This window comes from Caballeronia sp. dw_19, from assembly GCF_018449515.1.
GTDB lineage: Bacteria > Pseudomonadota > Gammaproteobacteria > Burkholderiales > Burkholderiaceae > Caballeronia.
Genome location: NZ_JAAVUQ010000010.1, coordinates 122,308 through 144,181, shown reverse-complemented (window position 1 = coordinate 144,181; position 21,874 = coordinate 122,308). Strand labels below are relative to the sequence as shown.

Below are 21,874 nucleotides of genomic sequence, written 5' to 3'. Positions count from 1 at the left end.
CCACCCGGGCGTCGTACAGCAGGCATAGATGGAGCCGGATCACGTAAATCCAACCGCCGCCGTGCCTTGCCGCTTACTTCTTCCGCTTACTTCTTCTTTTGCCACATCATCAGCAGCGAGTCCCACGTCCGGCCGACAAAACCGGCTTGCGGCACATCCTGCAACGCGACTAGCGGAAACTGCGCAACTTCCTTGCCGTCCGCCATCATTTTCACGGTCCCAACCTGCTGGCCCTTCTTGATCGGCGCAATGATGGTGTCGTTATGCGTGACCGTCGGCTTGACCTTGTCGCCCATGCCCTTCGGCACCGTGATGTACTGATCCGTCTCCACGCCTGCCTTCACCAGGTTGTCCGTACCCTTGTAAACACGCGGCGACTCGATCACCTGACCCGCCTTGTAAAGACGCAGCGCGTCATAGGCCGTATAGCCGTAGTTCAGCATTTTCAGGCTGTCCTGCACCCGGTTGTGCTCTTTCGGCTCGCCCATCATCACGGCGACCAGACGGCGGCTGGCGTCGGGCACGCCGTCCAGCGGACGTTTCGCCGAAGCAATCAGGCAATATCCGGCGGCCTGGGTATGGCCGGTCTTGAGGCCGTCGACGGTCGAATCAATCCACAGCAAGCGATTGCGGTTCGGCTGCTTGATCTTGTTATAGGTGAAATCCTTCACCGAGAAGATGCTGTAGTACTCGGGAAAATCGCGAATCAGGCGCGTGGACAACACGGCCAGATCGCCTGCCGTGGTGTAGTGCTGCGGGTCGGGCATGCCGTTCACATCGGCGAAATGGGTATTCTTCATACCGATCTGTTTCGCCGCCGCGTTCATCAGCGCGACGAAGTTCGACTCGCTGCCGCCCACCAGTTCAGCCAGCGCGATAGCCGCGTCATTACCCGACTGGATGATCATGCCGTACACGAGATCGTGCACGGTCACCGGCTTGTTCGCCTCGATGAACATGCGCGACTCGTCCGTGCCCACGCGGCGCACGGCCTCGCTTGGCATGACCGTCTGGTCCATGTTGATCTTCTTCGACTTCAGCGCGTCGAAGACAAGATAAGCGGTCATGAGCTTGGTCAGCGACGCCGGCTCCGAGCGCTCGTCCGGGTTGCCGGAAGCAAGGACCTGATTGCTGGTTGCATCGACGAGAACCCAGGAACGCGCCGTGACATCGGGCGGCGGCACTTGCGCAAAAGCGGTTGCCGCGACAAGTGTCGCGGGCAAGACGATAGCGGCAGTGACAGCGCGATGAATGGAGGAAGGAGCGACGAAGGACAAGCTTGAAGGGGAAAAGCGCATAGGTTCGGATCGGCAGAAAAAACATCGGCGAGTCAGGCATTCCCTTCAAGGAAACACGCAACGCGCGGGTTGTACAGGCGGAAGGGCAGTCCGGTAGAGCGCTTGGGCGATGACATTTTTCGATGTCGCGCGACAAAGCGGATTCATTGGACCCGTCAGGACCGCTCGGGTTGCATCGGTTTTCTTTTGACGGCTTTTAAATCGGGTTCGAACTGCCGCTGAATGGCGGAGAGTTTAAAACACGGCATAAAGCACGCAAACTTAAAACCCAAGGCAAACCCGGCGAGAGCCCGGTTGAATCCTTAATCCGCCGGCGCGGCATAAAACGCTCGCTGGACTGACCTCCGCGCGCTTCGATACTCGAGCGGCACATGGGCAAAACGCACCCGGTTATGCAGACGCCGGACACGTGCCGCATGCGCTGCGGCGAGCGCTGAACCGACAAGCGGCCGCGCAAAAGTCTGCGCCATTATACCCGTGCGCCAAACCGCTTTTACCGCGAAAGTGGCTGGATGTGCCGGGGATTCGTGAAAAATGGGATAAAAGCGGCTGCGACGCGAAGCCTTCGAAAGCCTCTCGCCGCACGTTGATTCAACAGACGGTTGGTATAGGTGAAGCGTAGAGCCGAGGCCGATTCAACGCCATGCGTCGACGATAATCTTCTTCAGCACATGCAGCTTGCGATGAAAGAAATGCTCGCCGCCGGGAATCACCACCACGGGTAATTCCTGCGGCCGCGCCCAATCGTAGACGGAGCTGATCGGCACGGTTTCGTCCACTTCACCGTGAATCACGAGCGTGTTGTCCGGCACTTCGGCCACCTGCCAATTGCTCGCCGCCGTCCCCACGAACACCATCCGCTCGATGACCTCGCCCGACTCGCGCAAGTGCTTCGCCACATGCGACATCACGAACGTGCCGAACGAGAAACCGGCGAGCACCAGCGGGACATCGGCTTGGCCCGGCTGTGCGCGCATATGAGCGACCACGGCCAGCAGATCGTCGCGTTCGCCCGTGCCGTTGTCGTGCTCGCCTTGCGTTTCACCTACGCCCCGAAAATTCGAGCGATACGTGACGTACCCAAGTTGCACGAGCGTGCGCGCGAGGGTCTGCGCGACCTTGTTGTCCATCGTCCCGCCGTACAGCGGGTGCGGGTGCGCAACCAGCGCAATGCCTCGCGTGGGCGCGCCGTCGGCGGGACGATCCAGCGCGACTTCAATCTTGCCCACCGGCCCGTCGATCAGGAACCTGTCAGTCTGTGCGTTCATTGCGTGAGCCCTCAGACCACAGGCTGGTCGATCAGCAAACGCTCGACGATCTTGCCATTCACCAGATGCGAATCGACAATTTCATCGATGTCCGCTTCGTCCACATACGTGTACCAGGTCCCTTCGGGATACACGACGACCACCGGCCCCAGTTCGCAGCGCTCGAGGCAGCCGGCCTTGTTGATGCGAACCTTGCCGTCGCCAGCGAGCCCGAGCTGTTTTACGCGCTTCTTCGCGTACTCCTGCATGGCCTGCGCATTGCAATTCGCGCAACTCGGGCGCCCGGCGTCGGGGTCGCGCTGGTTGAGGCAGAAGAACACGTGATATTTGTAGAACGGGTCCATGAGCTTGGCCGGAAGAAATTCGATGTCGTGGGATTTTTGTGTCGCTTTCGGCCGATTATAACGACCGGCGCTTTTCGCCGCCGTCACGCCGCCGGGCAAGAAATGCGCGCTCCGCAGTCGATGCCAACCAGCCAAGTGCAGCATACGGCCACACCCAAGCAAGCCACTGCGAAAGGCCATTGAAATGCAGATAACGCCCCTGGCGCCAGTCGGCGAGCACGATATCGAAGTAGGGATTGACCGGCAGAAGATTCACCAGCACCAGCGCCACGACAAGCGCAAGACCGGCCAGCGTCGCACGCCACGCCCGCGAGCATCGCAGTGACAGCAAACTCACCAGCGTTCCGCACGCTATGCCGGCAATGGCGCCGTCGGTCGCCCAGTTAAACGTGAGCCCGGCGCGCGATTGCAGGAACGTCGCGCCCGCCTTCGCGCCGAGTGTCGCGATCACCAGGCCGAGCAGCAGCCGCACACGTGGCGCGCCGGTGCGCATTGGCAACGTGGCCAGCACCAGCGCGGCAAACAGGTTGAGCGAGGTGATGAGCGTTTCCCAGGCGCCGTCGGGGAGCTTGGCGCCCAAATGCGCCTGCCAGGTCGCGACGTTCCATGCGGCAGGTGTCCACGCGAGCAGCGCGTCCTGCATGACCGGGTCGATACTCGACCAGAGCACGCGCGGCAAATCGCCGACAGCGAACAGGAACGGCGCGGGATACATTGCCGCGAACGGCCAGAGCCCCGATAAGCCAATCATGTACGCGGCATCGCGCTCGAACCACATGAAACGCATGCGCCGCAGCAAGCCCCGGTCGAGCAGCATGCTGGTGGCGGGCGCGGTGAGCGCCGCGCCCAGCAGCGCGCCGAGGGCGTTTGCGGCCAGATCGAGATTCGACGCCACCCGTGTGGGCAGATAGGTCTGCACGGCTTCCATCGAGCCCGACAACATCGCCCCGCCGATAAACGCCACGCCCGCCGCAAGCGCGCCACGCCAGCGCGGATAGAGCGCAAGCACGGCCAGCGCGCCGAACGGCATGTAACCGAGCACGTTGGTGATGACGTCGAACGCGGTGAGATATTGCGGCAGCGGATCAGTGAGATACGCGAACGGGCCGATTCCGAGCGTTCGCCAGCCGGAAAACGGATACAGCGACCCGTAGACGACCAGCATTGTATAAACCGCCAGCGCCTGCCGCGAGAGCGCGGACGGACGGCGCTGCCAGTGCTTGAGCGTCATGCGCGCCGCCGTTGTTCTTGCGCTGGCCCTCGCACTCTTGCTCGTTCCAAAACATAGCGCGCCGCGTCAGCCTGCATGGCATTCACCGGGCGGTCCTGAAGCGGTTCGCGGCGTTCACTGCGAAGCGACCAGCGGCTGCACGCCGAGCCATGCCGCCATTTGCGCGATCAGGTCATCGGAAGCTGCGGCGAGCGCACGCGCGCCACCGGCGGCATCGGCCGTGTACGAAGGCGCCCGCGCGATGAACGTGCGCTGGCTGACCACCTGCCCATGCTGCGACAACGTCACCCGCGCCGAGACCTCGCCATGGCTTTGCTCGGGAGCATCGAATACTTGCTCGAAGTCCGTCAGATCAACCTGCAACATGGGCGCGCGCACCGAGTCGGCCCCCGTGAGCACCGGTCCGCGCGAGGCCAGCGCCGCGCGCAGGCGCTGCGTGAGCAACTCCGCCGGCGACATGGTCCAGTGGCTATCCGCATAACTGCCGGTGCGCTGGGCATTGGCATATTTCAGCCGATACACGAACGCGTCGGTATCCAGGTTTTTCGCTGCGCTCACCGCCAGCACTTTCACCGGCGGCATGTTCATGGTGTTGCCAAGCGGCGCGGGCGCACCCAGGTCGTAGCGGATATTCGACACCGCCGCGGGTGGTCCCGACGCGCATCCCGCGAGCATGGCGGCAACGGCTAGAACGGCTGAACCGGCCAGGCTGATAAAACCGGAGCGCGCCCGCGGCAGCGGGCGCGCAGCACGCTTTGATAAGCGCATCGCCTGCAAGATCGTGTGTGGCATCACAGTTTCCTATTTCAAGATCAAAAACGCTTGGACATCGAACTCTAGTCCGCCAAATTTCTGCGGGCAGCGGACCCGGGGCGGATGGTTCTGCGCCCTGTTTTACAACTTCATTTCGATGGACTCGACGGCGCCGACGGCCACTGGAAACCCGGCTCACCGGGCCCCGGCGTCGGCTGCGGCGCGCCAAACAGCACGCTGCGCGGATTCCGGTTGAAAGTCTCGGCGGCACGATCCACGGAGCGCGCCGCGCTGCCCACGTCGTCGGCCAGGGAATTCACGCGTGGCAAGGTCTCGTAACCCACCCGCGCGGCCATTTCCTGCAACGACTCGTTGACTTCGTTCATCACCTGGCCGGCGCGTTGAGCGGCCTCGCCCGCTCGATTCATGTTGGTCACGAACGGGCCGTCCGCCCGGCTGAGGCTGTTCGCGAGCGCATTGGTCGACGCGAGTGTCCGGTCCAGTTGATTCAGCGTGCGCGGCAGTTGCTCCGCCACCGGGCCGACCTGCTTGCTCAACACCGCAATGCTGTCAGCGGCGCCTTGCAAGCTCTTTGCGGTTTGCTGCACCTGATCACGCATGTCGTCGGACAGGAATTTGTCGGCATCGTCGGCAATCCGTTCAAATTTTCTGATCAGGATGTCACCGCGTTGCTGCAACTGGTCGAACAAGCCCGGGCGCAATGGCAGCGACGCCACCTTCTGCGTCGATGAAACCAGCGGCGCGGGATTCTTGCCGGTGTCGTCGAGCTGCACGAATGCAATCCCCGTCACGCCCTGGAAACCGAGCGTGGCGAACGTGGACTGTGTGATCGGCGCGGTCTTGTCGACCTCGATGCGAATGCGGATCTGCCCCGGATTGTTGTGGTCAAACTTGATGGACTCCACCTTGCCCACGCCAAGCCCCCGATACCGGACGTCGGCGTCGGTGTACAAACCCGTCACGTTGGTGCGCGCGACGAGGTCGTACGGCACGCGCACAGTGCGGTCCACGTTGAAAAAGAACACCGCGAGGCCGATAGCGACCAACAGCCCGATAGTGAACAGACCGGCCCAGAACGCATGGGATTTGTTTTCCATCAACAGGTTCCTTTTTTTACTACGTACTGCCAGAGCTTTCCTGAAAACCGTTCATGAGAACGCCCGTAAGAACGGCTAGAGTGCGGGGCCGCATGGCGCGTCTTCCAGCGCGATAGCCGGCAATTTTGCGCGGCGCTCGGGCGGTAGCGCCTGCAACGCGCGCCTGCCGCGCCGCCCGAGAAAATATTCGCGGATAAACGGGTGATCCACGGCCACCGCCTCTTCCACTGGTGCGGCCACCAGCACTCGCCGATCGGCCAGCACCGCGACCCGTGTGGACAGCGCGACCATGGTGTCGAGATCGTGGGTGACAAGAACCACAGTCAGCCCGAGCGCGCGATGCAGCGTGGCGATCAGATCGACGAATTCGTCCGACGCCTTCGGGTCCAGCCCCGCCGTTGGTTCATCGAGAAACAGCAATTCGGGTTCGAGCGCGATGGCCCGTGCAATCCCCACGCGCTTGACCATGCCGCCCGACAACGCCGACGGCATCTTGCTCATGTTCTTGCACGACAGCCCGACCATTTCGAGCTTGAGCATCACGAACTCGCGGATCAGGTCTTCCGGAATCTTGCCCAGTTCGCGAAACGGCTGCGCGATGTTGTCATACACCGACAGCGACGAGAACAGCGCACCCTGCTGGAACATCATGCCGGAGCGCGTGCGCAGGATGCGCGCGGTGTCTTCGTCCATGTTTGCCCACTCGTCGCCGAGCACACGGATCGTGCCCGACGTGGGCGACTCCAGCCCGAGCATCTGCCGTACGAGCGTGGTCTTGCCGGAGCCCGATCCACCTAGCAACGCGAGGATTTCGCCGCGCCGCACTTCCAGGTTCAGATGCTCATGAATCACCGTACGGCCGTAGCGTTTCGTCACGTCCACGACTTCGATCACCGGTTCGGTGGTGACGGGTGTCGGTTTGTCGCGAACGGCGGATGCAAGGGTAGCCGACATCAGATGCCCACCGACTGGAAGAGGATGGCGAACACGGCGTCGGCGAGAATCACGATAGTGATGGATGACACCACCGAGGTCGTTGTCCCCTCGCCCAGGCTCTGCGAATTCGCCTTGATCCGGAAGCCAAAATGGCACGCGGCCAGCGCGATCAGCATGCCGAACACCACGCCCTTGCCGAGCCCGATCCACAGGTTGGCAATCGGCACGACCGAGGGCAGCGAGCGCGCAAAAAAGGACAGGTCGATACCCAATACCAGCTTCGCCGCCAGCGCGCCGCCCAGCAGCGAGACCATGTTGGTCCACATGACCAGCAGCGGCATGGCAATGCCGAGCGCCAGCACGCGCGGCAAGACGATCCGCAGGCCGTGAGGGATACCCATGACCTGCATGGCGTCGAGCTCTTCCGTCACGCGCATCACGCCGATCTGCGCGGTGATGGCGGAACCGGAGCGGCCGGCGACCAGGATGGCTGACAGCACCGGCCCGAGCTCGCGTATTACCGAAAGCCCCAGGATATTCACGATGTACTGGTTCGCGCCGAACATGCGCAGTTGTTGCGCCGACAGGTAACTCAACACGATGCCGATCAGGAACGCCACGAGCGCCGTAATGCCGAGCGCCTGCGTGCCCGCGCTATAGATGTTCGCCGAGATTTCGGTCCACGGAATGCGCTTGGGCCGCCGCACCAGTCCGATCAGGTCGAGCACGAAGCCGCCGAACATGGCCAGGCCGCCTTGCAGATGCTCGACGAACGAGAACAGCATCAGGCCGAAACGCGTGATGGGATCGATACGATCCGGTTGCTCAGGCTCTTCACGATTCGCGTCAAGCAACGCGACCCGTTCAAAGATTTCCCTTTGCGTGTCCGAGAGCGTGACGCGCTCCGGCAACTTCCTGCCCCACACGCGCCACAGCGCCTGTCCGCCGACGTGATCGAGCCGTTCGATCGACAGGAGATCCCACTGCTTGATCGCTTCTTCGCCCACGCCGCGCAGCCGGTCCACCACACCTCGCTTGGTGTTCGCGTGGTCGCGCGCCAGTGCGAACGCCGTCCACTGGCCGGAAAGCCGGACAACCTTGCCCTGCTGGCCGGACTCGACCAACAGGCCGGGCGGAGTGTCGAAGTTCAAGGCTTGAAAACGCTCCGGGTAGGGTGGAGGGAGAAGCCATTGTAGCGAAGGTACGTGGTGGAATCTCGAACAGGCGGGGCGTTGGCCAATTGGCCAGGGTTTCGGCACCCAGGCGCGGTGCAACGATCGGCGTGCGCGTTTCCCCGGCCAGCTCCCGGGCGCCAGATCGCTACAATGCGGATATGAACTCATCCAACTCGTCTTTCCCGCTCGACGCCGCCTGGCGGATCGATCGCGACCGGCTGATGTCGCTCGCCGCGCGGCCGGTGCGCGACTGGCCGATCGAGATCGTCGATGAAACGGGCTCCACGAATGCCGATCTGATGGCGCAGCTCAAGGAGCAGCCCCGCAACAAGACGTCAGCGTCGGCACCCGACTCGTTCTCGCCACGTTCGACGCTGAAGGCCGCCGATGGCACACCGTTCGTGCGAGTTGCGTACTTGCAGACAGCCGGCCGGGGCCGCCGGGGCCGCGCATGGGTGGCGCAACCGGGCAACGCGTTGCTGTTTTCCATCGCTTGCGTGTTGCCGCGGCCGCTGGAAGGGCTCGCAGGCCTGAGCCTCGCCGTCGGCACGAGCGTGCTCGAGGCGCTGAACGGCTTGCCGCTGGCGGCATCGGCGAGACTGGCGCTGAAATGGCCGAACGACATCCTGCTCGACGACGGCAAGCTCGCCGGCATCCTGATCGAAACCGCGTGGAATACGCCGCGGGCGAGCGCGGTGGTGATCGGTATTGGCATCAACCTGCACGGGGCGGCGGAATTGGCAGCCGAACTCGATGAAGCCCAGCGTCGAAACGCCCTCCCGGCGCCGGGAAATACGCCGGCATCGCTGTCGCGGGCGTGGCCCGAAGCGAATCTCACCGATACCCTCGCCGCCGTCCTGAACGCGCTCGATGCCACCCTCGCGCGTTTTGCCGCCGATGGCTTCCGCCCGTTCCGCCAACAGTGGCTCGCCGCGCACGCGTACGCGGGACGCGAGGTGGTGCTGCTTGAGCAAGGCGTGGAAGTGGCGCGCGGCGTGGCGGTCGGTATCGACGATAACGGCCAGTTGCAGATCGATACGCCAACGGGCCTGAGAACCGCTACCACCGGCGACGTCTCGCTGCGGCTTGCGGAGCAACGGCCGTGAGCGAAGGACCGTTTGAAGGACCGTTTCTGCTTATCGATGCAGGCAATAGCCGGATCAAGTGGTCGCTGGTCAGCGCGGCCCAGGAAACGCTGAACGGCGGCGCGTTCGAGCACATCGACGTTGAAGCCGTTCTCGCGGATATAGCCGACTGGTCCAGTTTGCCGCGGCCCGCAAGCGCATGGATTTCGAACGTGGCGGGGCCGCGCGTGGGCGAGCGCATGACAGCCCTTCTTGATGCACGCTGGCCCGGCTTGCCCCGCACGATCGTGCGCGCTCAGGCGCAACAATCGGGCGTGACGAATCGCTACGTGGAACCGGCGGCGCTCGGCAGCGACCGGTGGTGCGGCATGATCGGCGCGCACGCCGCGTACCCCGGGGAAAACTTGCTGATTGCCACCATCGGCACGGCGACGACGCTTGAAGCACTGCTCGCCGATGGCACCTTCACAGGCGGCCTGATTGCACCCGGCTGGCTGCTGATGATGCAATCGCTCGGCACCCACACCGCACAATTGCCCACGCTTCCGCCTGACACCGCCCGCCGCGCAATCAGCTCATCCAACGGTATTTTCGCCACCGACACGCGTACGGCTTTGTCATCGGGATGCCTGCTCGCGCAGGCGGGCTTGATCGAGCGCGCGTGGCAGGACCTGCGCGCTCAATGGAACAATGGGAACAATGGAAACAACGATGTACGCCTGATTCTCAGCGGCGGTGGCGCCAGCGAAGTGGCGGGCGCGCTCAAGGTGCCGCATACTCGCCACGACTCCCTCGTGCTCGCCGGGCTTGCATTGATCGCTCGCGAAGCCGCCGTTTCCCGTTCACCTGATTGATGGAGCGCTTTCCATGTTGCGCTGGCTGCTCGCCCTGTTGGTTTTGGCAAACCTGTTGATGTTCGTTGTCGTGCAAGGCGTGTTCGGACCGCTGCCGTCGGCCGGCGGACGCGAACCGCAACATCTCGACCGGCAAGTGCACCCGGAATTAGTACGGGTTCACCCGATCAGCCCCGAAGAAGCCGCCGATCAGGCCGTGGTCGGTGGTCCCGCGCCCGCCGCGCCCGTGCAGGCTGCACCGCTCACGCAATAAGCGTTTCGGCCGACGCACTTATCCCTGCGTGCGCACTTTCTTGAGCAATGCAGTGGTCGAGCGATCGTGCTCGAACGCAATGGCCAGCGCCTTGCCGCCCCAACTGCGCACCAGCACTGATTCGGCCAGCTTGTCCATGTCGTAATCACCGCCTTTCACCAGCACGTCCGGACGCAGTTCGCCGATCAGCTCCAGCGGCGTCGATTCCTCGAATTTCACCACCCAATCCACGCTTTCCAGCGCGGCCAGCAGCGCCATGCGGTCGTCTTCGCGATTGATCGGCCGGTCGTCGCCCTTGCCAAGCATCCGCACCGACGCGTCACTGTTCACACCGACGATCAGCGTTGCGCCCAGCGCCTTCGCATCGGCGAGATAGGTCACATGGCCGCGATGCAGGATATCGAAGACGCCGTTCGTGAAAACCACCGGCGACGCGAATTGCGGGCGCAGTGCAGCGAGCGCGTCGCGCGTCATGATCTTGCGTTCGAAAGGAGCAGGCATGTCGGTAAGCGATGAGGGATTCAGAAGGACCGTAGTGTGCCACGCGGCCGGCCGCCTTCGACGCACGTTTACGTTCAAGCGTGTTTGCGCGGGAAACGCACCCTTCATAAACACAACAGCCCGCCGGTCACAAACCGGCGGGCTGTTCAGAACAACAAGTCGGAATTCCGGTCAGGCCGGCAGTTGCGACGCCGCTTGTGCAGCTTGCAGGCGTAACACCACTTCCTTGCGATACCGGTTCAACTCCTGCGCCGTCGCGAACGAGCGTTCGAACAGAATGGAAAGGTTATGCAGGATGCGTTCGACGACTTTCTTTTCCCAACTGTCGTCGAAGCGAATTTGTTCGTCGAGCCAGTGTTCGAGCCACTCCGGGTCCGGCAAACGCGACTGGATTGTGTCGCGCGGAAACAGCGCCTGGTTCACGTGGAGATTGGTCGGATGCAGCGGTTTCTCCGTGCGCCGTGCCGAAGCCATCAGGACACCGATCTTCGCGAACGCGGCGCGCGCGATATCGCCGGTCTGCGTCATGGCTTTCTTCATGTAACGCAGATACGCGCCGCCGTGACGTGCTTCGTCGCGTGAAATGGTTTCATAGATGTGCTTGATCACCGGCTCCGTATGCCATTCGGCCGCGCGCCTGTACCAGTGGTTCAGGCGGATCTCGCCGCAGAAATGCAGCATCAGCGTTTCGAGCGGGGGAGCGGGATCAAATTCGAAGCGAACGGCGTCCAGTTCTTCTTCGGTCGGCACCATTTCAGGCTTGAAGCGCCGCAGGTATTCCATCAGCACGAGCGAATGTTTCTGTTCTTCAAAGAACCACACGCTGATGAACGCCGAAAAATCGCTGTCGTTGTGGTTGTCGCGCAGGAACATTTCCGTGGCGGGCAACGCGGACCATTCGGTGATCGCGTTCATCTTGATGGTCTTGGCTTGTTCGTCGGTGAGCAGCGCCGAGTCGAATTTGTCCCAGGGAATATCTTTCTCCATGTCCCAACGAACCGATTCCAGCGATTTATACAGTTCCGGATAAAGCATCGTGTTCATAGTCCACCCCTGGTTTGCAACATAGTGCGACAGTACTGTCTGTTGTAACTGTAGCCGGCTCGCGCGGGAACCGCGCCGCCAGCAGCGAAGCTTTCAATTTTACGCGGGAATCAGGCGCTCAGATGCAAAAACGGTAAAGAAGCGCCTGTCGCGTCCCTCTGCGACTTTCTGCCCGTTGCAAACGCGCGGCAGTAAGCGGCGTTGCAATGTCTACCGTGGGTGAGGAGCGAACCCTGTGCCTGAGGTAAGTACGAAGCGCGAGCTGTAATGAAGCTCGTTTAAAGCCTTTTTCAACACCTTGTTAAAAATTGTTGCTTGGGCGAAACCTTTGCCGGACTTCCGCCGCCGTACGGCTGTGTACGCCGCGTGAAGCATGCCTTTCGCGCGTGACAGGCGCAAGGCGCAACATGTTTTACGCCATGCCCTGAACCGGACCATGAATCCCACCTTGGTCTCGCCGGGCGGCCCTCGCTGCATCAACCGTAGTGCGAAGCGGATGCTGCATCAAACAGGCTGTCGATCATAGCATGGCGGTATGGCGCCACTCCGCTAAGGCGTCTTCAATCGGCCCAAGTCCGGCGACGTTCAACACGCCGTCAGGGAGCTTGCGCCGTAATGCAGGACTGCTACCGCCAACCCAGATTGCCACCTCCGACGGCAGCACCGCGCGCAACTCCGTGAGTCCGTTGACCACGGCCTGCACGGGCATGGAAGCGGAAAACGACAACGCGACGATCTCGATTTCATGGGCCGTAACGGCGTCGACGATGTCTTGCTGCGGCGTCTGTGTCCCGAGCGCCATGCATTCGCAATCGGCCAGCGCGAGCATGGCCTCGGCCATCAAGATGCCGAGCCCGTGCGCCTCGCCCGGCAACGTGGTGAGCACCACCCGCGGGTGCGCGCCGCGCCCGCGCAAAGCCTCGGAGAGCGGGCGCATCAGCGAGCGCAGCGTGACCTGCAAGGCTTCACTGAACAGGTGCTCGTGATAGACCTGCAGCGTGCCTGCCGCCCATGCATTGCCCACCCTTGCCGACAATGGCGCAGCCACATCAAGAACGAAGCGCGCGAGCCCTTCGCGCGTGGCACGCCTGAGCAGCTCGAAGCGGAAGTCGTCGTATCGGCCTGCGCGCAGCAACCCAACGAGCCGATCGAGTTCCCCGTCCGGCGCGTCCTGTCCCACGCCTGAATCTTCCGCCAATTGCTGTAGCTGCGTGATGGATTGCGGCAAGACTTTGCTCGGCCTGTGGCCCGCGTCCAGCAGACGCTTGACCAGCCTGAGCTTGGTCACCTGTTCTTGCGGATAAAGCCGCTCGCCGCCAGAAGATCGCAACGGTTGCGGAAAGCCGTAACGCCGCTCCCAGACCCGCAACGTGTCCTTCGTGAGCCCGATCTCGTGGGCAATCGCACCAATGCCAATACCCGCGATACCTGCCACCGCACTGTCCTCCGCCGTGCCTGTTGGGTCAGGATTCATCGGCGTCAGGCCTGCTGCTCCAGTCTCACCACCCACCGTAACGTTCATGGATTGGTCAGTTTCCGACGTATTTGTCATGGACAAAACTATTGAATAGATAAATTAACTGATGAAGAAAAATCACCTAAATTTCATTATTCGTAGACTCTAACGACAATTCTAAACATTATCGATCATAGACGAAATTTCTATTTTGTCGTGGACAAAACATCGTCAACGAATGGTCGTTTAATTCCTGCTGCGTGCATCCATCGCGACCGGGATTGCGTAAATCACCTTGAACGCGGCGTGAGCAACCGCCCGCAGTTCCATACAAAAAGCCGTCAGAGCCATCGGACAGTCGACACAAAGACAAAGGCACACGGAGCAACGTCATGAAAGTTGCAGTAATCGGAGCGGGGATTTCTGGGCTCGCATGCGCCTATCGGCTGGCGAAGGCCAAGGCGGGTATCGACGTGACGCTGTTCGAGGCCAACAGCTACTTTGGCGGTCACACGAACACGGTGGACGTGACACTCGACGGCATCACGCACGGCGTGGATACCGGCTTTCTAGTCTTTAATCACCGCACCTATCCGAATCTGGTGAAGCTGTTCGAAGAACTCGACGTCCCGACCACTGCGACCGATATGTCGTTCTCCGTATCGCTGACGGACCGTCGGCTGGAATGGGCGGGCAGCGACCTGAACACGGTTTTCACACAGCGCCGCAATCTGCTGCGCCCGACATTCCTGCGCATGCTGGCCGATATCGTCCGCTTCAACCGTACGACCACCGCGCTGGCGCTGGCTGGCAAGGACGTTAAACTCGCCGAGCCGGTGAGCAGTTTTCTCGAACGCGAAAAGTTTTCGACAGCATTTCGCGACTGGTACCTGCTACCGATGATCGGCGCAATCTGGTCGTGCTCCACGCCGCGGATGATGGCATTTCCCATCGGCACGCTGATTCGTTTTTGTCATAACCACGGCCTGCTGCAAGTCAACGACCGGCCGCAGTGGCACACCGTCAACGGCGGCGCACGAGAATACGTGCGGCGGATGCTGCCCGTCATAGGCGATGCCCGCGCCGGTGCGCCCGTGACATCGGTGAGACGCAGCGTGCACGGCGTGGAGATCGATAGCGCGCGGGGGGCGGAACACTTCGATCACGTCGTGCTTGCGTGCCATAGCGACCAGGCGCTGTCCGTCCTCGCCGATCCCTCGCATGACGAATCGGCCACGCTCGGCGCGATCGGCTATGCGCCGAATCGCGCGGTGTTGCATACGGACGCTTCGCTGCTGCCGGCGCAACGTGCATGGTCGGCATGGAACTACGAAAGCCGCACCGGCGAGCTGGGCGGCGAGCCACAGTTATGCGTGCATTACCTCATCAACAAGCTGCAACCGTTGCCGTTCAAGACGCCAGTCATCGTCTCGCTGAATCCGGTGCGAGAGCCGCGTCGCGACACGGTAATGCGCGAATTCGCCTACAGCCACCCGGTCTTCGATCAAGCCGCTGTCCAGGCTCAACGCTCTTTGCCGTCGATGCAAGGCGTACGCAATACGTGGTTCGCAGGTGCATGGACTGGTTACGGTTTCCACGAAGACGGCTTGACGTCCGGGCTGGAAGCGGCCTCGAAGCTGACGGCCCTTGCGGCCCTTGCGACATTAAGCAGCACCGAACCGGCGCTTGCAGCATGAGTACGCCCACCCCTCAATCCTTCGATGCCCCCGACCTGTTGCTCGTCGGGCCCGTGCGCCACAAGCGGCTGCGCCCGGCACGCAACGCGTTCTCCTACGGCGTCTATACGTTGCGGCTACCGCTGCGCGCACGTGCCGCAAGGTTGGCCCAAGGTACGCAGCGCGACTCGCGCTTGTTCGCAACCAATCGATTCGGCTTACTAAGCTTTCACGACAGCGACCACGGTGCCGAGGGACAAACGGCGCTCCAATGGATCGAATCGATGCTGCATGAAAACGGCATCCACGACGCCACCGGCGAGATTTTCCTGCACACGTTCCCGCGCGTGCTGGGCTACGTCTTCAATCCCGTGAGCTTCTGGTTTTGCGAGCGCGCGGACGGCGCATTGCGCGCCGTGGTCTGCGAAGTGAACAACACCTTCGGCGAGCGCCATTGCTACCTGCTCGATCCAGGCGGCGGCGTCCTGAACGGCACACCGCTCACCGCCGCCAAGGTTTTCCACGTGTCGCCGTTCTGCCAGGTGCAAGGGCACTACACGTTCCGCTTCATGTTTGCATCGCCGAAACGAGGGAAGCCGTTGCGGTCGCTGGCGCGCATCGACTACGACGACGGCGAGGGTCCGCTGCTGCAGACCAGCATCGCGGGAAGCGCTCGTCCGCTCGATGCCCGCAATGTGCTGCGCGTGTTCTTCGGTTATCCGCTGATGACGTTCGGCGTTGTCGCGAAAATTCACTGGCAAGCGCTGAAGCTGTTCTTCAAGCGCGTGCCGTTCGTGAGCAAACCCACTCCGCCGTCTGCGAACGTCTCGCACGAGCGGGCCGAATTGCCGACCAGGACCAGGTGACTTGCAAATGTCGACACAGCCCTCCGCCCCTTCATCGCTTCGCAGCCCGGCCGCATCGTGGTTCATCCGGCCCTTGGTGCGGACTCATCGCGCGTGGCGCAAACCCGCTGCTGCGCGCGTCGTGCTCAGGCTTTTGAGCCGGCTTCAATACGGCGTCCTCGATGTCCACCTCCCCGACGGCACCACGCGCCGTTTCGGACAAGCGCCTGACGCCGCCGGCAACCCGCCGTATGCGCGTGTCGTGCTGACCAACTGGAACGTGTGCGCGGCGGCGCTGAAGAGCGGCGATATCGGTTTTGCCGAGACCTACCTGGCGGGCGACTGGCATACCGACGATCTCGCCGCGCTGCTCGACATCATGGTGCGTAACCGCACGACGATCGAGGCGGTGGTCTACGGTTCGTGGTTCGGCAAGCTGACGAATCGCTTCCGGCATCTGCGCAACGCGAATACGAAGGAAGGCAGCCGGCGCAACATCCACGCACATTACGATCTTGGCAACGCGTTCTACAAGCTCTGGCTCGACAGCACGATGACCTATTCGAGCGCCCTCTTCGACGGCTCGCCGGACCAGACGCTCGACGACGCGCAACGCGCGAAATACCGGCGGTTGTTGAACGAATTGAAGCTCGAAGGCGTCAATCCAGGCGTGCTGGAAATCGGTTGCGGCTGGGGCGGATTCGCACAACTCGCTGCAAGCGAAGCGAAAGCGAACGTGACCGGCCTGACACTGTCCACCGAACAGCTCGCTTACGCGCAGCAGCGTCTGGCGGACGCGGGGCTCAGCGACCAAACCGATCTTCGCCTGCAGGATTACCGCGATACCCACGGCCAGTTCGACGCGATTGCATCGATAGAAATGTTCGAAGCAGTGGGCGAGGAATATTGGCCGAGCTACTTTGAATGCATCAAGCGCAATCTGAAGCGCGGCGGACGGGCATGCGTGCAGACGATTACCATCGACAACGCGCTGTTCGATCGCTACCGGACAAGTACCGACTTTATCCAGCAGTATATTTTTCCAGGCGGTATGCTGCCTTCGCCTGCCGTGTTCGTGCAATCGGCGGAACGCCACGGGCTGAAAGTGGTCAACCAGTTCTCCTTTGGCCGCGACTATGCACGCACGCTCAGGATGTGGCGCAATGCGTTTGTTGCGCGGCTCGACGAGATCCGTGCACAAAGATTCGACGAACGATTCATCCGCTTGTGGGACTTTTACTTATGTTATTGCGAGGCCGCGTTCGCGCACTCGAACACCGACGTCATCCAGTTCACGCTGGAACACGCCTGATCGCAAGGATCGCCGCGCTTGCTCTGGTGCTGATCGTCTTGCCGCTGCAGGCGTTTGCTTTCGACGCCGCACCGGTCGTGCGTCAGACGATTCCCCAGGCGCGCGTGCAGGGCGAAGGCGAGTTGCGCATGTATGGTTTTCATATCTACGACGCCAAGCTGTTTGTCGGGCCAACCGGTCTGTCGAGCAAGGAATTGACGGCGCGGCCGTTTGCGCTGGATATCGAATATGCGCGCGCTTTCAAGGGCCGCTCGATCGCTAAAAGAGGTCGGGAGGAAATGGACAACCTGAAGGTCGCCAGCAAAGAGCAGACGGAGCAATGGCAAGAGCAGATGGAGGAAATCTTCCCGGACGTGCAGCCGGGAGATCATGTCATTGGCGTATTCGTGCCGGAACGCGGCACGACGTTTTATGCCGACGATAAGGTCATCGGCACTATTCCCGGCGACGACTTCGCTCGCGCATTCTTCTCGATCTGGCTCGATCCGCGCACGTCGGCGCCGGGCTTGCGCAATCAGTTGCTTGCTAACGGCGCGGCGCAGTAGGTTGGCGTTTCAGCCTCGCCGCCACGTCGCTTGAAGCATGGATCAAAGCGGTTTCTTTCGTGGCGCCGCTTTCCTGGCAGGCGTTTTCTTCGCCGCAGCTTTCCTGGCCGCTGGTGGCGCGTCGGCTTCAGGCGGCGCGGTGGCTTCGGGCGGTTCTAAATCGTCATCGCCGTCGTCATCGCCGTTTTCGTCTTCATCCGTGCTCATGCTCGGCGTCGCCGCGCCAGCATGTTGTTGCGCCATCGCCAAGGTCGCCAGGCTGTTGAATTGCGATTGAAGCATGTTCCACCAGCCCGACGGATCGAATGAAGCGTCGTTCACGCCGGCTTCATTGGGCGCCTCGGTTTCGGGCTCCGCCTTCGGCTCTTTCCCCGGCGGCGCAGGCCACCCGGATGCGGTCGATGGCGCCGACGACGAAGCCTTCTCCACCGACGACTGCGCGAACGCGCCGAACGCGCGCAACGTGGCAAGCGTCGCGCGCTGCACTTCCAGCGCCTGGATGGCCGATTGCAGCATGTTCAGGTTGAGCTTGAGCCATTGCTCGACCGCGCGCATGTCCTTGATGCGCTTGTCGAGTTCTTCAACGTTCGTGAGCGGCGCAAGCATGTCGGACATCATGGACAGCGACGGCGACCCGCCCGGCGCCGCGGCTGCCGCGAACGGGTTCAGCTTCATCATGTCCCACATCTTTTCCATCATGTCGCCCTGGGGAAAACCGGTCATGCCTGGGAAACTTCCAAAGGGCGACGTACCACCGGGCGTATCGGTCATGAGACTTTCTCCTTGATGCTGCGGGTACGTATAGGGATCGGGATCGGGTAAAGGGGAAACTACAAACTGGTCGATGCGGATCTAAAACGGCGATCCGCCCGGGAAATCGGGCGCGCGCCGCTCACGCAGCGACTTGATGCCTTCCTGCACATCGGGCCCGGAAAAGCCCATGAATTCGAGCGCCAGCGAGGTATCGAAGGCCGGGCCGGCCGTTCGCAGCCAGTTGTTCAGCGCATATTTCGTCCAGCGGATGGCCGTCTGCGAACCTTGCGCCAGACGGTTCGCGACGTCGAACGCTTTCGTCAGCAATTCGCTTTCGTCCACCGCCAGCGACACCAGCCCGATGCGCTCCGCTTCCTCACCGCTCACCGGTTCGCACAACAGCAGGTAATACTTCGCTTTCGCCATGCCGCACAGCAACGGCCACACGATTGCCGCGTGATCGCCGGCGGCCACGCCGAGCCGCGTGTGTCCATCGATAATGCGCGCAGTTTTCGCCGCGATGGAAATATCGGCGAGAAGACCCGCAACCAGTCCCGCACCGACCGCCGGTCCGTGCATGGCTGAGACGATCGGCTTGCTGCAGTTGATCACGTTATAAACGAGATCACGCGCCTCGCGCCAGACCCGCGCGCGGACCTCGAAGTCGGAGGCCATCTGTTCGACCAGATGCAGGTCGCCGCCGCCTGAAAAACCTTTCCCCTCGCCGCGAATCAATGCGACGCGCGTGTCTGGATCGCGATCGATATCACGCCAGATATCCGCCAGTTCGCGATGCATGTTCGCATCCGCGGTCGCAAGTCCGCTCTTGTTCGCGCCCGCACCGTTCATCACGATTTCGAGCACACCGTGGTCATGCCGCCGCAATTCCAGCGACGTGTAATGCGCGTACAGAGAAAGGTCGCTCATGGCCGTGCCTTAGCTAAAGAAAGATCAACGCGGTTGATAGATCCACTTGCCGTTCTCGATCTCCGCTATCACGCGGGCACGCTGATCGAGACCGATATGATCGTTCGGCGTCATGTTGACAAGGCCGTTCGAGTCCGCAAAATTCTGCGTGTTTTCCAGCGCATCGCGTAACGCGGTACGGAACTCAGGCGTGCCCGGCGCGCCCGCTTTCAACGCAATCGGCACCGCGCGGTTCAGCAACATGCCCGCGTCCCATGCATACGAGCCGAACGCCGAGACCGACCCCGCGCCGTACTTCGTTTCATACAGCTTGATGTAGTCGAGCGCGAGATGTTTCGCCGGATGATCGTCGGGCAGTTGCGATGCGACGAGTACCGGGCTCGTTGGCAGGAACGTGCCGTTGCAATCCGCGCCGCACACACGCAGGAAGTCCCGATTGCCCGTGCCGTGATTATGATAAATCGCGCCCTTGTAACCGCGTTCTTTCAAGGTCTTCGGCGGCAGCGCGGCGGGCGTTCCCGCCGCGCCCACGACCACCGCGTCCGGCTTCGCCGCGAGAATCCTCAGCACCTGTCCGGTCACGCTGGTGTCCGTCCGGTTGAAGCGTTCGTTGGCTACCATCGTGATGTGGTGAAGCTGCGCGAACTTCGCGACTTCCACGTAGAAGGTCTCGCCAAGCGCGTCGGCCTGGCCGATGTACGCCATCGTTTTCACGCCATGATTGCTGGCATGTTCGGCGATGGCGGATGCCATCATGGCGTCGGTTTGCGGTGTCTTGAAAACCCAGTGGCGCTTGGCATCGACCGGTTCAATGATCTTCGACGACGACGCGAGCGAGATCATCGGCGTCTGGCCGTCGGCGACCACATCGATCATGGCGAGCGAGTTCGGCGTAATGGATGAACCGATGATCGCGTCCACGTGATCTTCGGAGATCAGCTTCTTCGTGGTCTGGACGGCTTGCGTGGTGTCGGAGGCGTCATCAAGAATGATGTAGTCCACCGGGCGGCCGCCCATTTCCTTCGGCAGCAATGCGACGGTGTCTCGTGCCGGAATGCCGAGCGACGCGGCCGGTCCCGTCAACGACAACACCAGCCCGATCTTCACATGCGGCGTCTGCGCCCAGGCTGCCGTTGAAAGTGTGATCAAGACACCCGCCGCCAACTGCCTGAACGCCGCTCCCCATCCGCCGCCTGACTGCATCGAAGTCTCCTTGTTATGGGTGCGCCGACGCAGTTTTTTGTAAGCGTTTCGACGCAATGCGGCTAAGTGTAGGGCGGCGCAGCATGGGCGCGCATCGGGCGAAACCCCTTACTGGCGGCGTCGCTTATTCATCGGTTATTCATCAGTTATTCACTGAGCGCCACGACCGACTGATCGATTGCACCGAAAATCGACTTGCCGGCTTCGTCGAATATTTCGATCTTCACGCTGTCACCGAATTTCATGAACTCGGTTGTGGGCGCACCGTGTTCGATGGTCTCCAGGCAACGCTTCTCGGCGATACAGCAATAACCCCGCTTCGTATCCTTGTTCGAGACCGTGCCCGAACCCACGATCGATCCCGCGCGCACATTGCGGGTCTTCGCCGCGTGGGCGATCAGCTCGCCGAAGTTGAACACCATGTCGGTGCCGCAATCGGGCTGGCCGACCTTCTTGCCGTTCCAGTGCACGATCATCGGCCGATGCACACGGCCCTCGCGCCACGCGTCGCCCAGTTCGTCCGGCGTGACCGCGACCGGCGAGAACGCCGTGGCCGGCTTGCTCTGGAAAAACCCGAAGCCCTTGCCGAGTTCTCCGGGGATCAGGTTGCGCAGCGAGACGTCGTTGACCAGCATCAGGAGGCGGACGTGCCTGAGTGCGTCGGCGGGTTTGACGGTCATCGGCACGTCGGATGTGATCACGGCCACTTCTGCTTCGAAGTCGATGCCGTAAGCCTCCGATGCACACACGATATCGTCTTCAGGTCCGAGCAGATCGTCGCCACCGCCTTGGTACATCAAGGGATCGGTCCAGAATTCGGGCGGCATTTCCGCTTTGCGGGCGCGTCGCACGAGTTCGACGTGGTTCACGTACGCCGAGCCATCGGCCCACTGGAACGCGCGGGGAAGCGGCGCCATGCAGGCTTTGGGGTCGAAAGCGAACGAGTGGCGCGCGCGGCCCTGGTTCAGCGAATCCGAGAGATCCAGCAACTGGGGCGCGTAAAAAGTCCAGTCGTCCAGCGCGCGTTGCAGCGTCGGTACGATCGCGTCGGCAATGGCCGCCGTGCGCAAATCACGCGATACGACGACCAGTTGGCCGTCGCGCGTTCCGTCCTTCAGCGTGGCAAGTTTCATAAGCCGTTTTGTACGTTTAGTGACGATGGAGGAAATCTATTTTACGATGGTGAATCATGTCGGGGCGGTTTTGGGATGATTCGGGCTGATGCGGTGGAACGGTTCGCTGCGTTTGGCGGTTCGTTTTCAGGGCTGGTGGACGTCCGTTTTGAGCGGTGATGGCG

22 protein-coding genes are annotated in these 21,874 nt (G+C 61.9%); 7 read left to right on the top strand and 15 right to left on the bottom strand.

Features of this window, described 5'->3' with window-relative positions:
- Window positions 1-86 precede the first annotated feature (86 nt).
- The 8 genes from HB376_RS16435 to HB376_RS16400 form a co-directional block, all read right to left on the bottom strand.
- Window positions 87-1,298, bottom strand: coding sequence for a D-alanyl-D-alanine carboxypeptidase family protein (locus HB376_RS16435; RefSeq protein ID WP_213764723.1), 1,212 nt, complete (start codon window positions 1,296-1,298; stop codon window positions 87-89).
- A 635-nt stretch (window positions 1,299-1,933) separates the two neighbouring features.
- Entirely contained in the window at window positions 1,934-2,566 is a 633-nt protein-coding gene (locus tag HB376_RS16430) for an alpha/beta family hydrolase (protein ID WP_213764722.1), read from the bottom strand.
- Window positions 2,567-2,577: 11 nt separating this feature from the next.
- The gene (locus tag HB376_RS16425; RefSeq protein WP_213764721.1) at window positions 2,578-2,910 is read right to left on the bottom strand and encodes an NAD(P)H-dependent oxidoreductase subunit E; all 333 of its coding nucleotides are present in this window, start codon (window positions 2,908-2,910) and stop codon (window positions 2,578-2,580) included.
- A 55-nt stretch (window positions 2,911-2,965) separates the two neighbouring features.
- On the bottom strand, window positions 2,966-4,141 hold the full coding sequence (locus tag HB376_RS16420; RefSeq protein ID WP_213764720.1) for a VanZ family protein: 1,176 nt from the start codon (window positions 4,139-4,141) through the stop codon (window positions 2,966-2,968).
- Between the two features lie 114 nt (window positions 4,142-4,255).
- On the bottom strand, window positions 4,256-4,816 hold the full coding sequence (locus HB376_RS16415; RefSeq protein ID WP_255631390.1) for an ABC-type transport auxiliary lipoprotein family protein: 561 nt from the start codon (window positions 4,814-4,816) through the stop codon (window positions 4,256-4,258).
- Between the two features lie 227 nt (window positions 4,817-5,043).
- Window positions 5,044-6,012 (bottom strand): MlaD family protein, encoded by a 969-nt coding sequence (locus tag HB376_RS16410; RefSeq protein ID WP_213764719.1) that lies wholly within the window; start codon window positions 6,010-6,012, stop codon window positions 5,044-5,046.
- A 75-nt stretch (window positions 6,013-6,087) separates the two neighbouring features.
- Window positions 6,088-6,966: an ATP-binding cassette domain-containing protein gene (locus tag HB376_RS16405; RefSeq protein WP_213764718.1), complete on the bottom strand. Its 879-nt coding sequence runs from the start codon at window positions 6,964-6,966 to the stop codon at window positions 6,088-6,090.
- On the bottom strand, window positions 6,966-8,099 hold the full coding sequence (locus HB376_RS16400) for an ABC transporter permease (protein ID WP_213764717.1): 1,134 nt from the start codon (window positions 8,097-8,099) through the stop codon (window positions 6,966-6,968). Before HB376_RS16400 ends, HB376_RS16405 begins: the two co-directional genes overlap by 1 nt.
- Before the next feature lie 182 nt (window positions 8,100-8,281).
- Here HB376_RS16400 and HB376_RS16395 point away from each other — a divergent pair, with 182 nt between their 5' ends.
- Genes HB376_RS16395 through HB376_RS16385 form a run of 3 tightly spaced genes read left to right on the top strand, consistent with a single transcriptional unit; the run spans window position 8,282 to window position 10,315 of the window.
- Complete coding sequence (locus tag HB376_RS16395; RefSeq protein ID WP_213764716.1) at window positions 8,282-9,229, top strand: biotin--[acetyl-CoA-carboxylase] ligase; 948 nt, start codon at window positions 8,282-8,284, stop codon at window positions 9,227-9,229.
- Window positions 9,226-10,062, top strand: a complete 837-nt coding sequence (locus HB376_RS16390; protein WP_213764715.1) for a type III pantothenate kinase — start codon at window positions 9,226-9,228, stop codon at window positions 10,060-10,062. Before HB376_RS16395 ends, HB376_RS16390 begins: the two co-directional genes overlap by 4 nt.
- A 13-nt stretch (window positions 10,063-10,075) precedes the next feature.
- A complete protein-coding gene (locus HB376_RS16385) occupies window positions 10,076-10,315 on the top strand; it encodes a hypothetical protein (RefSeq protein ID WP_213764714.1) in 240 nt (79 codons plus the stop codon).
- Window positions 10,316-10,333: 18 nt separating this feature from the next.
- Here HB376_RS16385 and rfaE2 read toward each other — a convergent pair whose 3' ends face one another.
- The 3 genes from rfaE2 to HB376_RS16370 all read right to left on the bottom strand — a co-directional run bounded on the left by rfaE2 (window position 10,334) and on the right by HB376_RS16370 (window position 13,382).
- Entirely contained in the window at window positions 10,334-10,816 is a 483-nt protein-coding gene (rfaE2, locus tag HB376_RS16380) for a D-glycero-beta-D-manno-heptose 1-phosphate adenylyltransferase (RefSeq protein ID WP_213764713.1), read from the bottom strand.
- A gap of 171 nt (window positions 10,817-10,987) precedes the next feature.
- Window positions 10,988-11,860, bottom strand: a complete 873-nt coding sequence (locus tag HB376_RS16375) for a ferritin-like domain-containing protein (RefSeq protein ID WP_213764712.1) — start codon at window positions 11,858-11,860, stop codon at window positions 10,988-10,990.
- A 520-nt stretch (window positions 11,861-12,380) separates the two neighbouring features.
- Window positions 12,381-13,382 carry a MerR family transcriptional regulator gene (locus HB376_RS16370; protein ID WP_213764711.1) on the bottom strand — a complete coding sequence of 334 codons (1,002 nt, stop codon included), beginning with the start codon at window positions 13,380-13,382 and terminating at the stop codon, window positions 12,381-12,383.
- A 326-nt stretch (window positions 13,383-13,708) separates the two neighbouring features.
- On the opposite strand from HB376_RS16370, the gene HB376_RS16365 reads away from it, so the two are divergent.
- Genes HB376_RS16365 through HB376_RS16350 form a run of 4 tightly spaced genes read left to right on the top strand, consistent with a single transcriptional unit; the run spans window position 13,709 to window position 17,694 of the window.
- Window positions 13,709-15,013 (top strand): FAD-dependent oxidoreductase, encoded by a 1,305-nt coding sequence (locus HB376_RS16365; RefSeq protein ID WP_213764710.1) that lies wholly within the window; start codon window positions 13,709-13,711, stop codon window positions 15,011-15,013.
- The gene (locus HB376_RS16360; protein ID WP_213764709.1) at window positions 15,010-15,858 is read left to right on the top strand and encodes a DUF1365 domain-containing protein; all 849 of its coding nucleotides are present in this window, start codon (window positions 15,010-15,012) and stop codon (window positions 15,856-15,858) included. Before HB376_RS16365 ends, HB376_RS16360 begins: the two co-directional genes overlap by 4 nt.
- A gap of 7 nt (window positions 15,859-15,865) precedes the next feature.
- The gene (locus HB376_RS16355) at window positions 15,866-17,149 is read left to right on the top strand and encodes a cyclopropane-fatty-acyl-phospholipid synthase family protein (RefSeq protein WP_213764708.1); all 1,284 of its coding nucleotides are present in this window, start codon (window positions 15,866-15,868) and stop codon (window positions 17,147-17,149) included.
- Window positions 17,150-17,175: 26 nt separating this feature from the next.
- Window positions 17,176-17,694: a chalcone isomerase family protein gene (locus HB376_RS16350; RefSeq protein ID WP_213764707.1), complete on the top strand. Its 519-nt coding sequence runs from the start codon at window positions 17,176-17,178 to the stop codon at window positions 17,692-17,694.
- A 42-nt stretch (window positions 17,695-17,736) separates the two neighbouring features.
- On the opposite strand, the gene HB376_RS16345 is transcribed toward HB376_RS16350, so the two are convergent.
- From HB376_RS16345 to HB376_RS16330, 4 genes are all read right to left on the bottom strand, one after another.
- The gene (locus HB376_RS16345; protein ID WP_213764706.1) at window positions 17,737-18,465 is read right to left on the bottom strand and encodes a PhaM family polyhydroxyalkanoate granule multifunctional regulatory protein; all 729 of its coding nucleotides are present in this window, start codon (window positions 18,463-18,465) and stop codon (window positions 17,737-17,739) included.
- 81 nt (window positions 18,466-18,546) lie between these two features.
- Window positions 18,547-19,374, bottom strand: coding sequence for an enoyl-CoA hydratase/isomerase family protein (locus HB376_RS16340; RefSeq protein ID WP_213764705.1), 828 nt, complete (start codon window positions 19,372-19,374; stop codon window positions 18,547-18,549).
- A gap of 24 nt (window positions 19,375-19,398) precedes the next feature.
- The gene (locus tag HB376_RS16335) at window positions 19,399-20,577 is read right to left on the bottom strand and encodes an ABC transporter substrate-binding protein (protein ID WP_213764704.1); all 1,179 of its coding nucleotides are present in this window, start codon (window positions 20,575-20,577) and stop codon (window positions 19,399-19,401) included.
- A gap of 146 nt (window positions 20,578-20,723) precedes the next feature.
- A complete protein-coding gene (locus HB376_RS16330) occupies window positions 20,724-21,710 on the bottom strand; it encodes a fumarylacetoacetate hydrolase family protein (protein ID WP_213764703.1) in 987 nt (328 codons plus the stop codon).
- Window positions 21,711-21,874: the final 164 nt, after the last annotated feature.

Coding starts and splice junctions, on each gene's coding strand:
- HB376_RS16330 (WP_213764703.1), bottom strand. CDS start 21,710: ATGAAACTTGCCACGCTGAAGGACGGAACGCGCGACGGCCAACTGGTC.
- HB376_RS16410 (WP_213764719.1), bottom strand. CDS start 6,012: ATGGAAAACAAATCCCATGCGTTCTGGGCCGGTCTGTTCACTATCGGG.
- HB376_RS16415 (WP_255631390.1), bottom strand. CDS start 4,816: ATGCTCGCGGGATGCGCGTCGGGACCACCCGCGGCGGTGTCGAATATC.
- HB376_RS16420 (WP_213764720.1), bottom strand. CDS start 4,141: ATGACGCTCAAGCACTGGCAGCGCCGTCCGTCCGCGCTCTCGCGGCAG.
- HB376_RS16335 (WP_213764704.1), bottom strand. CDS start 20,577: ATGCAGTCAGGCGGCGGATGGGGAGCGGCGTTCAGGCAGTTGGCGGCG.
- HB376_RS16340 (WP_213764705.1), bottom strand. CDS start 19,374: ATGAGCGACCTTTCTCTGTACGCGCATTACACGTCGCTGGAATTGCGG.
- HB376_RS16345 (WP_213764706.1), bottom strand. CDS start 18,465: ATGACCGATACGCCCGGTGGTACGTCGCCCTTTGGAAGTTTCCCAGGC.
- rfaE2 (WP_213764713.1), bottom strand. CDS start 10,816: ATGCCTGCTCCTTTCGAACGCAAGATCATGACGCGCGACGCGCTCGCT.
- HB376_RS16360 (WP_213764709.1), top strand. CDS start 15,010: ATGAGTACGCCCACCCCTCAATCCTTCGATGCCCCCGACCTGTTGCTC.
- HB376_RS16425 (WP_213764721.1), bottom strand. CDS start 2,910: ATGGACCCGTTCTACAAATATCACGTGTTCTTCTGCCTCAACCAGCGC.
- HB376_RS16430 (WP_213764722.1), bottom strand. CDS start 2,566: ATGAACGCACAGACTGACAGGTTCCTGATCGACGGGCCGGTGGGCAAG.
- HB376_RS16375 (WP_213764712.1), bottom strand. CDS start 11,860: ATGAACACGATGCTTTATCCGGAACTGTATAAATCGCTGGAATCGGTT.
- HB376_RS16435 (WP_213764723.1), bottom strand. CDS start 1,298: ATGCGCTTTTCCCCTTCAAGCTTGTCCTTCGTCGCTCCTTCCTCCATT.
- HB376_RS16370 (WP_213764711.1), bottom strand. CDS start 13,382: ATGAACGTTACGGTGGGTGGTGAGACTGGAGCAGCAGGCCTGACGCCG.
- HB376_RS16395 (WP_213764716.1), top strand. CDS start 8,282: ATGAACTCATCCAACTCGTCTTTCCCGCTCGACGCCGCCTGGCGGATC.
- HB376_RS16385 (WP_213764714.1), top strand. CDS start 10,076: ATGTTGCGCTGGCTGCTCGCCCTGTTGGTTTTGGCAAACCTGTTGATG.
- HB376_RS16405 (WP_213764718.1), bottom strand. CDS start 6,966: ATGTCGGCTACCCTTGCATCCGCCGTTCGCGACAAACCGACACCCGTC.
- HB376_RS16355 (WP_213764708.1), top strand. CDS start 15,866: ATGTCGACACAGCCCTCCGCCCCTTCATCGCTTCGCAGCCCGGCCGCA.
- HB376_RS16365 (WP_213764710.1), top strand. CDS start 13,709: ATGAAAGTTGCAGTAATCGGAGCGGGGATTTCTGGGCTCGCATGCGCC.